12 protein-coding genes and 3 pseudogenes are annotated in these 10,065 nt (G+C 43.5%); 13 read left to right on the forward strand and 2 right to left on the reverse strand.

Annotated features, from left to right (window positions below):
* Window positions 1-630, forward strand: a pseudogene (locus tag ACEW9J_RS00325) (hypothetical protein); the annotation flags it as partial.
* A gap of 155 nt (window positions 631-785) precedes the next feature.
* Window positions 786-1,826, forward strand: coding sequence for an AI-2E family transporter (locus tag ACEW9J_RS00330; RefSeq protein ID WP_373543165.1), 1,041 nt, complete (start codon window positions 786-788; stop codon window positions 1,824-1,826).
* Between the two features lie 319 nt (window positions 1,827-2,145).
* On the opposite strand, the gene ACEW9J_RS00335 is transcribed toward ACEW9J_RS00330, so the two are convergent.
* The gene (locus ACEW9J_RS00335; protein WP_373543166.1) at window positions 2,146-3,306 is read right to left on the reverse strand and encodes an HhoA/HhoB/HtrA family serine endopeptidase; all 1,161 of its coding nucleotides are present in this window, start codon (window positions 3,304-3,306) and stop codon (window positions 2,146-2,148) included.
* 404 nt (window positions 3,307-3,710) lie between these two features.
* Between ACEW9J_RS00335 and ACEW9J_RS00340 the strand changes: the two genes are divergently transcribed.
* From ACEW9J_RS00340 to ACEW9J_RS00380, 9 genes are all read left to right on the forward strand, one after another.
* Window positions 3,711-3,953: a hypothetical protein gene (locus tag ACEW9J_RS00340; RefSeq protein WP_373543167.1), complete on the forward strand. Its 243-nt coding sequence runs from the start codon at window positions 3,711-3,713 to the stop codon at window positions 3,951-3,953.
* 167 nt (window positions 3,954-4,120) lie between these two features.
* Window positions 4,121-4,459, forward strand: a complete 339-nt coding sequence (locus tag ACEW9J_RS00345) for an RICIN domain-containing protein (RefSeq protein ID WP_373543168.1) — start codon at window positions 4,121-4,123, stop codon at window positions 4,457-4,459.
* A 24-nt stretch (window positions 4,460-4,483) separates the two neighbouring features.
* A complete protein-coding gene (locus tag ACEW9J_RS00350; protein ID WP_373543169.1) occupies window positions 4,484-4,693 on the forward strand; it encodes a hypothetical protein in 210 nt (69 codons plus the stop codon).
* 34 nt (window positions 4,694-4,727) lie between these two features.
* The gene (locus ACEW9J_RS00355) at window positions 4,728-5,066 is read left to right on the forward strand and encodes a DUF4342 domain-containing protein (protein WP_373543170.1); all 339 of its coding nucleotides are present in this window, start codon (window positions 4,728-4,730) and stop codon (window positions 5,064-5,066) included.
* Window positions 5,067-5,172: 106 nt separating this feature from the next.
* Window positions 5,173-5,526 carry a four-helix bundle copper-binding protein gene (locus ACEW9J_RS00360; RefSeq protein WP_373543171.1) on the forward strand — a complete coding sequence of 118 codons (354 nt, stop codon included), beginning with the start codon at window positions 5,173-5,175 and terminating at the stop codon, window positions 5,524-5,526.
* A 59-nt stretch (window positions 5,527-5,585) separates the two neighbouring features.
* On the forward strand, window positions 5,586-5,768 hold the full coding sequence (locus tag ACEW9J_RS00365; protein ID WP_373543172.1) for a hypothetical protein: 183 nt from the start codon (window positions 5,586-5,588) through the stop codon (window positions 5,766-5,768).
* A gap of 223 nt (window positions 5,769-5,991) precedes the next feature.
* A complete protein-coding gene (locus ACEW9J_RS00370) occupies window positions 5,992-6,285 on the forward strand; it encodes a cupin domain-containing protein (protein WP_373543173.1) in 294 nt (97 codons plus the stop codon).
* Window positions 6,286-6,430: 145 nt separating this feature from the next.
* Window positions 6,431-6,676 (forward strand): DUF1816 domain-containing protein, encoded by a 246-nt coding sequence (locus ACEW9J_RS00375; RefSeq protein WP_373543174.1) that lies wholly within the window; start codon window positions 6,431-6,433, stop codon window positions 6,674-6,676.
* A 2-nt stretch (window positions 6,677-6,678) separates the two neighbouring features.
* Complete coding sequence (locus ACEW9J_RS00380; protein WP_373543175.1) at window positions 6,679-7,368, forward strand: hypothetical protein; 690 nt, start codon at window positions 6,679-6,681, stop codon at window positions 7,366-7,368.
* A gap of 4 nt (window positions 7,369-7,372) precedes the next feature.
* On the opposite strand, the pseudogene ACEW9J_RS00385 reads toward ACEW9J_RS00380, so the two are convergent.
* Window positions 7,373-8,831: pseudogene (locus tag ACEW9J_RS00385) on the reverse strand (IS4 family transposase).
* 183 nt (window positions 8,832-9,014) lie between these two features.
* Here ACEW9J_RS00385 and ACEW9J_RS00390 point away from each other — a divergent pair.
* Together ACEW9J_RS00390 and ACEW9J_RS00395 are read left to right on the forward strand one after the other, a co-directional pair.
* Window positions 9,015-9,389: pseudogene (locus tag ACEW9J_RS00390) on the forward strand (GAF domain-containing protein); the annotation flags it as partial.
* A 295-nt stretch (window positions 9,390-9,684) separates the two neighbouring features.
* Window positions 9,685-10,065, forward strand: a 381-nt coding sequence (locus ACEW9J_RS00395; protein WP_373543176.1) for an NADPH-dependent FMN reductase, incomplete at its 3' end; no start/stop codon positions are given.

The following is a 10,065-nucleotide window of genomic DNA, read 5'->3' on the forward strand; positions in this document are numbered from 1 at the left end:
GCCAAACTAGCGATCGAATCCTTAATACTACCGCCCCTAGCTCGATTGGTGAGTTATGAGGCCATTACTAGCCCCGTGGCACCGTTGAAAATGCAGATTAGTTACTTGAGCGAGCGAGATATCGATCGCGATGGACAAGCAGTAATGGTCGAGGATATCCGCAGGCAATTAGATTATCCGACAGCCGAGGTGATATTCACTCGACTCGCTCCCATTTTGGCAACAGTCACCTTTGAGTTAGATCGATCGCAAATCCCACCCAGCCAAACGAAAATACTCGATCGAATCGGTCGAGCGATCCAACAAAATCCGACATTGCAAATCGAGCTACAATCTGGGCAAACCCCATCGGAAATTGGCACGCTCGCTCAGGATCGATCGCTAGCGATCGAGAACTATCTCCAAACTCAATGGCAAATTCAACCCGTTGGCTCCGGTACTCAGAATGAGCGTCGCTATCTTGTTAAAACTGAACTAGCAACCACCCCCACCGTTCGATTGCAGACAACGATCGAAGTGCTGCAAAATGCCTCGACAACCGACCCCATCAATGCTGGTGAATCAAATAAAAATAACGATTCAAAATCGCATGTACTCTCTACAATTGAGGAGACGATCGGATCTCCCTAAAGGTAGAGAGTCAGCAAGTGCTATCTTGTGTACGATCGAAGGTGGAACTAAAAATTTAGGATCGATATCGACAGCAATATCAAAGGCAATCAGGCTGAAAGTAAAGCGTGTCATTGCTCAGGTGAGATTCAAGCTAAAGCGAGAAATAATTATACATGAGCCAACCCAAACATCAGTCAATCTGGGATAATTTTAACAACACCAAGCTAATTCGCTATGTGTTGTTATTCGTGCTGGCGTGGGCGATCGTTCAAATCGCAGTCTACTTTAGCTCGATAATTATTATTTTTATATTTGCGGCAATTTTTGCATTCTTACTGAGCTTTCCAGTGCAGTGGCTAGCTCGCATCATGCCGCGCCCAATTGCTGTTGTTTCGACCTTTTTGCTCAGTCTATTAATGTTAGTGGCGATCGTCGCCACAATCGGAACTGCTATTTTTTCACAGATACAGCAGCTAATCGCTCAGGCACCACAGTTATTGGATAACGCGATCGCATCTGTCGAGCAGTCGATCGTCTTTCTCCAGCGATGGAACATCAATATCGATCTGAGCGAACTTGAATCTCAACTTCGGACTCAAGTACCTTCTACAGTAGGGTTTGGGTTAGCAATGTTACAGAATATCTTCGGAAATTTGCTTGATTTAGTGATTATTGCAGTTGTGGCTTTATTTATGCTATTTGATGGCAAACGATTGTGGAATTTACTACTGCGAATTTTCCCGATCGGAATGCGCGATCGCGTTACAGAGGTGGTACGAAAAAACTTCCTGGGATTTTTCTGGGGAAGATTAATCCTGAGTGTTTTCTTTGGTATTTCTATTTATATTGTGTTCCTAGTGTTAGGAGTTAATTCTCCATTAGGATTGGCAGCGATCGTGAGTGTATTCGATTTGATTCCAGGGATTGGCGCAACGCTGGGAGTCAGCTTAGTGTCGCTGATTATTTTACAGCAAGGAATTGTTCTAGCACTAATGACTTTGGTAAGTTGCATTCTGCTTCAGCAAGTTCAAGAAAACCTGCTCATGCCTAAAATTATGCAAGGATCGATCGATCTGAATCCGGTAATTATGTTTCTTGCATTGCTCGTAGGTGCGAAGGTGGCAGGATTAATTGGCGTGTTTTTATCGATCCCGCTGGCTGGCATCGCAATCGAATTATGCGGAGTGAGAGAAATGCAACAAGACCACAATTAGTAAGCTTGAGTCGATCTCTATTGCCACAACTCTAGTTCGAGTCTACAGCTAAGATAACATTCTGTGATTCGGAAATTGCCATGACAATCGCCGATCGGGCTGTGCTGCCAATGAAAATTAGGCAATAAAATATGATAAAAGTGACGATGTAATTGTGCTGTTTTCGATCGCAGTCTATGCTCAGGTCGATCGCTGCTCGCATAATTTTTTGATACTGTCAAGACATCATGCACGGCTCGATCTTCAGCAAGATCGTCTTAAGAATTTTAAGAGATCCTATATTTTACAGAATCCTCAAGCGAGATCGCCAATTATGCTTCTAACCTTGACTAGACGGTCGAGCAGGTAATGCTTCTGGACGAACCGCAAGCTGTTGAGCATTTCCGTTCCGACTCACGGTTATTTGCATGGGCTTGCCAATTCCGGTGGCATCAACTTGCTGTTGAATCTGATTGACGCTCTCAATGGCAGTCCCGTTGACGCTAACAATTACATCCCCTGCACGCATTCCCGCGCGAGCAGCCGGGGTGTTCGGCAATACTTTTAACACGATAATTCCTTTATCTTGTGTGATTTGAAAGCCAAGATTACTGCGATCGATCGCAGCTCGTAGCTGTGGTGTCAGAGCAGCCATCTGAATTCCAATGTAGGGATAATCGACTCGTCCTTTCGTCGCAAGTTGCCCAGATACAGTCTTCACAGTGTTAATCGGAATCGCAAATCCAATTCCTTGTGCGCCCTGAATAATCGCCGTATTGACACCAATCACTTCTCCTGCTGCATTCAACAACGGTCCACCAGAGTTGCCTGGATTGATGGCAGCATCCGTTTGGAGAAAGGCAACTCGTTTGTCTGGAATGCCAATTTCCGCAACGGATCGCTCTGTCGCGCTGATAATGCCCTGCGTCACGGTATTACTCAGTCCGAGCGGGTTGCCGATCGCAATCGCAAGTTGTCCTGGGACTAAGGCATTTGAATCGCCTAATGGTATCGTCGGCAAATTGGTCGCGTCGATTTTAACAACTGCCAGATCGCTAATAGAATCAGAGCCAACCACGCGCCCTGGATAATTTCGGCCATCTTTGAGAACGACAGTGACGGTATCTGCACCCGCAACCACATGAGCATTGGTAATCACTTGCCCATCGGCAGTCGTAATGAAGCCCGATCCCGTTCCCCGCTGCACTTGCTCTGGACGCGGGACTCGGTTGCCGCGAAACTCATCTAAGCCAAAACCTTCAACTGATTCTCGCACTGTGCGCGATGTGTTAATTTGCACGACGGCAGATCCAACTCGGCGTACAACTGGCACAACCGCACTTAGATCGTCTTGAGGTGCAGAAGAGGATGGTGCCGTAGAAGTAACAGAAGTAGACTGCTGTGGTACATTACTGCGCTCTTGAAGTGAAGTACAGCTCGATCCGCCAACTGCAACCAGTAAGCTTAAGAGTAAACCAGATGTTCTAAGAAGAGTAACCATTGGGCTTCTATTAACTAAAAAGTAATTTGGGCGATCGAGGTGAACTAAGTCATACTTCGAGGAGAAATCTGGTGTTTTATCTGTTTGTGAATCAGATTTCCCTACAGGTAATCACCGCTCACAACTATAGTCCAGCTTCTATTGAGTAAAAACGTCCCTCTTTGGAAACATTTAAGCTCGTTTAGCGAACATCAACTTTGAATGGTTTCAACCTGGCAAGGTAGAAATTTCTCAAAGAACAGAAATCCGATCGAGTCGCGTAGAAGAATAAAAGCTGGGACAATATTTTTTGATATAAGTACGACTAATCTATCGCCACAAACAGATTCAACTGCAAAACACTCTCTCAATTGCCAGATGTACAGCTAACCCATCGACTACTACAATTAGAGGAACTTGTTCGGGTGCAGGACGACGCGTGGCAAAGTAGCAAGCTGAACTTTAACCAACAGGACTTGAATGATGAAAACTGCCATCGACCGATTTTGGCAACTATTAGGTTGGGTACTTGCACTCAAGTCGAGTATTCAAACCAAACTCAAATGGGAAAACTGAGATCGATCGCCAATTTCAATCGATCGAGAGATACGATCGATCTAATCTTTAAATTCAAATTCCCTATACATATTGACTCGATCCACAGCTAAAAGCTCTCTATTTTGAGAGATGAAAATTCTCGATCTTTACTAATAGAATAAAAGAAATGCAGATATAAGCTTCGATCGCGCAATTCAAAAAAATTGCAATAGCTTTACCATTAGTTCTAGTTAGTCTATTATCTCAATAAGTTAACGCTCAGGTCAAGCAAAATCGTTTGCGAAATACATTGACAGGATCGGGATATTGTTTAGATATTATTAATGATGGTGATAATAACAAACTAACTATGGCTAGATGTGCTAATGTTTCTGAACAACGCTGGAGTTTAACAGCTAGTGAAACAAATCCTCAATTATATCGCTTGCAAACTCCATTTACAGGCACTGACAATTGTTTAACTACAATCGATGATGGTAAAAACAATCGACTAACGATTGCTAAATGTAGCAATGCTCTCGGACAACTTTGGAGCATCATACCTAGTAATGCGAATCCTGGTTACTCTGGCTATTCTAGTTTGCGGAATGAGCTTACGGTGCAGATAAGTGTTTGAATAGCCTGCTTTCGGCACAGACAGATGCCGTGCGAACGGATTTATCGAATCAATCGAGTGATTCATACAGCTAGTACTCTCGATCCTAACGCTAAAGTTTTTATCTCTGTTGGCGGACAATCGATTCTCCAAAGGAGAGGATGTGCCAATGATAGTAAACATCCTTTAGGCGGTGAAGAATTAATTTTGCAGCAACCGACTACCCGCGATCGGTTTACTGCCGATCTTCTTTAATTTGTAAATATAACTAACCACAGGAACTAATAACATGAATGTACCAAATGACAACTTTCAAGAAAATGTCGAAACAATCCAGTCTGAGTTAGTAACTGGCGAGCATGAAGAAAAAAAAGAAAAGATTGGAGTTGAAGAATTTAGTATCAAGGGTGATGCCTTGGGTGCCAAAATCAAAGAACTGATTCATCAAGGCAACATTCGGCGGATTATTCTCAAAAATGAAGAGGGGCATATATTAATTGAAATTCCTTTAACTGTTGGCGTGGTTGGTGGTGCCATCAGTGCGGCTTTCTTCCCGATTCTGGCTGCTGTGGGATCGATTGGCGCGATGGTTGCTCATCTAACGATCGTGGTAGAAAAACGAGCATAATTAAATATTCTATGCCTATAGGCTGATTTATTCATTCTAGATTATTAGTGAAAATTAGAGCAGCAAACATCAAAATGTTTGCAAACGTTTTTTTAGGAGTAATCTGATGACTACTACTCAATCTCGTAACTCTCAACTCGAAGCTTGTATCGAAGCCTGCCTTAAATGCCTCCAAGACTGTGAATTTTGCGCCACTGCCTGTCTGGATAGTGACATGGTGCAGATGATGGCTGCTTGCATCAAAGCCTGCCGTGATTGCGCCGATCTTTGCGCTCTTTGCACCCGATTTATGAGCCGCACTTCCGACTTACATATACAACTGTGTGCGGTTTGTGCCGATGCTTGCAATCGGTGTGCTACTGAATGTGCCAAGTACGAACACGAGCATTGTCGTCGTTGTGCCGAATCTTGTCGTCACTGTGCCGAGTCTTGCCGTCAAATGTCCATGGCAATGGCTTAGTCAAGACTTAGTTATCTAAAGTTTATTCATCCCGTTCAACTCTCTAGTGAGATAGGGAGTTGAGCCTCAATAAAATATCTAGTGATTTTAGCCCCGAAGGTGAAATCGCAACTTACAATGCCACCGCAAAACGTGCGCCAAGTTTAGCTGTCCAAAAAATCATCTATTCTGAAAGTGTACTGCGATCTGCTGCCTACATATTTTTGGGACATGCACCGATCTCCAAAATTGTCTTTCCATAATTTATGACATTTAATCCACGGGTGTTTCTATTCATATTAATCTCTCCCAACTAAAGGAATAATCCCATGACTGAAACGATAATATCCTTGAATACTGCTGCAATTCGCTGGGCAGATATCATTGAATACAGCACTTCCGGCAGCTATGAGGTACAACCTAATTCATGAAAGCTATTCAGCAAGTAGGCTAAGGATAAAAAAGTGTACCTCGTGACAGCCGGAAGTGCTGTATCCCCAGACTGGAGTTAAGAGCAAGATTTTATTAGAAGATGCTAACTGCCGATATACGCTAATGATGCTAGGTGTAGGAATGCACATTGCCGAACATACTAATCCGCGTAATGCCACTGTTAATGTAATTGAAGGACAAGGTGTATTAACGTTGGAAGGCAAAGAGCTTGTTTTGGAAGCGGGAGTGTTTATTTTCATACCTGCTGCGGCACACCATGCCATTACAGCAGCAACAAACCTAGCCTTTCTATTAACACTTTCCGAGCGAGTTATGGAGCTTGGGTAGCATCTGATGTTGGTTTGAAACTGTACCATAGTATTCTCAAGTTATTAGTTTTTACAAAAACTCAAAAGAATCGACACAATAATGAAAAGATATTTTTTCTTTACTACGCTTGATAATAAATCAAATTTTAAATAATAAAACACTGATGAAGATCGATGAAATCTGGACTAATGCTCTAGATTTCTTGGGGCAGGCTTGGTGGATTGAAGTTTTGACAACTCAGCCCCGATGTACTTACTACTTTGGCCCTTTTCGTGGTGCAGAGTTAGCTCATCAAGCGGTGTGTGGCTATGTCGAAGACCTTGAAGGCGAAGCTGCTCAAGGAATTAAAACCCAGGTAAAACGCTGTCATCCAGCTCGACTAACAATCGAATACGATCTAGATGAGTGAAAATGGAAGTTGCTAATCCAGATCCCCAGAATTTTAATCCCATCAGCTTAAAATCTTCATCGGTTCATGTTTTAATGGAAATTCAATCTCATGGCATATTGCTGGTTTTGCAAGAGCCAGATTTAAAGATTTTACAAGTTAGCAATAATACGATCGGTGCGTTTGAAGTCGTTCCAAGTCGAGTCATCGGACAGCCATTGGAAACGTTTTTAGATGTCTTCCAGGTCGAGCAATTTCGAGCTGGATTGACAGATCGGAGTTTCGATGGTAACAATTATACGAAAGTATGGGTAACAAAATCTAAGGATAATTACCGGATCTTTGATGCTGTTTTTCATCGGAGTCCTGATGGCTATCTAATTCTAGAATTGGAACCAACCCAAAAAGACGAACATATTCCTTTGCAAAGTTTTTATCACCTAGCGAAAGACTCAATTCTGCAAGGAAAATCGGCTAGTAGTCAATTGACCGCAACTGCCGATTTGCCTGCTTTGGATCGCATTATGGTCGCAGAAGTGCGGAAGCTAACTGAATTCGATCGAGTCATACTCTACAAATTTGCTGCGGATGGACATGGTGAAGTCATCGCAGAGGATAGCGAAAAGTGCGGTCTTGGGGCGCGAGCTTTGTGGGGGAAGCTTCCCCCACAAACGTCGCTTGTTTCCCAACTGGGCGGGTCACCCGATTCGTGACAAGTTAAGGCGCGAGTGCAGTTGTCAAGCAGGGTTGAGCGGATGGTTCAAAAAAGAATAGCCCTTCCCTGTTCACTCGATCTGGGAAGGGGTCAATAATCAATTTCTGGAATGGTTTGCGGATAGATTTAACAATTCCCAGATCTCTATTTGCTGGATCTGCAAAATACTTGATAGGGTCAGTAGCTAAACCTTTGTGATGGGCAACATAGAAATGATAAAGACCACGATAAATCATCTCTAAAGAAATGCGGCCGAACGGAAGAGATACCTCATCTGCGACAGCATCACCGAGATCGACTAAAACAGCATAAAATAGCCAAGTCCCCCAGAGTTGCAATTTAATACCGTTGAGTGAACCCGTCCAGATATAACTCAAGCCTAACAATCGTTTGACAGTATTAAATGCCTCTTCGATTCGCCATCTTCTGCCATACAAATCGGCAACTACATAAGGAGGTAAAATCAGTGGGTCGAGCACGCTGGTCAAGTAAGAATACCAAGATTTGCCCACTCTAATTTCTACTAGTCTCATTGTGATACAAGGAATTTTCTTACTCCCTTCCCGCTCTAAGACTATAGATTAACAATTTCTCTATACTCTCTGTGCCCTTTGTGTCTCTGCGGTTGGAAAATAATCGTCAGACAGTAATAGGGTTCAACCATTATCTATACTCTTCTGGCGGGAAGGGAGTAGTACCAGCACCCATTTTGACGCGGTGATCGCGAATGCTGTAACTATTGCTCAAGACTCTCTCGACCGTAAATGATGCTTTGTTATTTAGTCGGGTAATTAAATGAACATCTCCTTCGATTAGTTGTTGCCAAAACTGATAATGACAGAATCCTCGATCTAGCAAGATCAATGTCTGGGGCTTAACCAGCTTCAAGATATCTGCCTCAAATTTCATATCACTAGCGGCGGCTTTCTCCTGAAACCAAATTTCTACTGGTAATCTAGTTACTAAATCGATGACTACTCCTATTTTCCCAGCTAATTGATTTTTTGGCACATCTGCCAGACTTTCTAATTTTTTGAAGACTGCTTCTAATGTTGAACCGTCACTAGCCCAAATTCTCGCAAATTTAGTTTGGGCAAATTGAATGCTTTCCGGTAGTGGTCTTTGCTTGCGACTGTGCCATTTTCGCTCAAATTCTGGGAGTAATTCCTTGAATACTTTCTCAAATATTTCGGCGGGAAATGTCAAAAATCGCTGTGATAATGCCTGCTGACTCACTTGTTTTGGTTCACACCATAGAAATCCTTCTCTGGCGAGTATTCTGCTGAGTTCTCTGACTCCAGCTACATCTCGCCAGATTAGTGTCAGCACTGCTGCTACCATTAGCGGCAGATTCAGGATTCTGTCCCTCATTCCGAGTTGGCGATAGTACTTCTCTTGTGCTACTACTGCTGGTGTGACTAGCTGTTCTAGTTGTGCTGCTATCACCTCCTCTTCCATCATCGGACGTTGTTGTCGCTTGGCGTGGTCGCGATTTGTTGTCCGCTTTTTAGGCATGTGTCAAATTTGGTTCTAACTCTTTGCTAGTAACAGTTTGACATTTTTTCTTTCTCCCCTTGACAAACCTCGGTTTTTCTTAACTTGTCACGAATCGGGTCACCCGACCAGACAAGTGGAACACCTTTTCAAGAGAAAGTAGTTGAAATGGATTCTTATCTGGGCTTGCATTTCCCTAAGTCGGATATTCCCCAACCAGCGCGGGAAATGTTTCCCTCCAATCGGATTGGGGCGATCTCTGACGTTCAGGATGAGTCAGTGCAACTAATTCCCGCTCTCAATCCACTAACGGAACAGCTTACGGATCTAAGCCGCGCCATGCTCCGCAGTCCCGATCCCTGTCACGCTGAATACCTCCAGAATATGGGTGTCCGTGCATCCTTGACGATTTTCCTCATCAAAGATGGACGCTTGTGGGGAATTATCATCTGTCATCATCAGACAGCCAAATTCGTATCCTATGAGTTGCGGAACGCTTGCGAACTGCTCGCACAGGTAATTTTCGGTGGCGGACTCCTACCGAGCGAAGTCGTTGGCGATAGCCTGCCGTAGGCACAGTAGCCTCTCCCCTGGAGAATCGGGTCTCGATAGGGGTAACTAATAGTGAGGAAAAACATTTAGTACAACCAGAATCATTCGACGGTCATGAGTTACGCAGTTAAAGCAAGACTCTCTAATTTATGCCTTTTGATAGATTCAATAGATTGTTCCGTAGATAAGGATATATGTAGATAAAGCCTCATTTATGGAGTAATTATTATCTCATGAAAGAACAAATTCTGGATGAGGCGAGTAATCTATGAATTTCAAAACAGTCGTCTTCTACGGTTCTTACCGACGCGATCGCCAGGGGATCAAAGCCGCCCGATTCACTATCGATCGACTCCAGGAGAGAAATCATGAGGTAATTTTTGCGGATGCCAAAGAGTATGACTTTGGGATTCTCGATCGCATGTACAAAGAATACGAACAGGGACAAGCCCCTGAAAAAATGGAGGAATTAGCGGAGCATATTAGAACCGCTAATGGCTTTGTCGTGGTAGCTGGAGAGTACAACCATTCCATTCAACCCGGCTTGAGTAATTTGATGGATCATTTCTTAGAAGAGTACTATTTTCGTCCGGCAGGCATCGTTTCTTATTCTGTAGGCGGCTTTGGCGGTGTGAGAGCCGCGATTCAA

Source organism: Chamaesiphon sp., from assembly GCF_041737865.1.
Classification (GTDB): Bacteria; Cyanobacteriota; Cyanobacteriia; order Cyanobacteriales; family Chamaesiphonaceae; genus Chamaesiphon.

Bases quoted from the DNA above. Each gene is read 5' to 3' on its own strand.
- ACEW9J_RS00330 (WP_373543165.1), top strand. From the start codon at position 786: ATGAGCCAACCCAAACATCAGTCAATCTGGGATAATTTTAACAACACC.
- ACEW9J_RS00355 (WP_373543170.1), top strand. From the start codon at position 4,728: ATGAATGTACCAAATGACAACTTTCAAGAAAATGTCGAAACAATCCAG.
- ACEW9J_RS00375 (WP_373543174.1), top strand. From the start codon at position 6,431: ATGAAGATCGATGAAATCTGGACTAATGCTCTAGATTTCTTGGGGCAG.
- ACEW9J_RS00360 (WP_373543171.1), top strand. From the start codon at position 5,173: ATGACTACTACTCAATCTCGTAACTCTCAACTCGAAGCTTGTATCGAA.
- ACEW9J_RS00335 (WP_373543166.1), bottom strand. From the start codon at position 3,306: ATGGTTACTCTTCTTAGAACATCTGGTTTACTCTTAAGCTTACTGGTT.
- ACEW9J_RS00350 (WP_373543169.1), top strand. From the start codon at position 4,484: ATGCCGTGCGAACGGATTTATCGAATCAATCGAGTGATTCATACAGCT.
- ACEW9J_RS00380 (WP_373543175.1), top strand. From the start codon at position 6,679: ATGGAAGTTGCTAATCCAGATCCCCAGAATTTTAATCCCATCAGCTTA.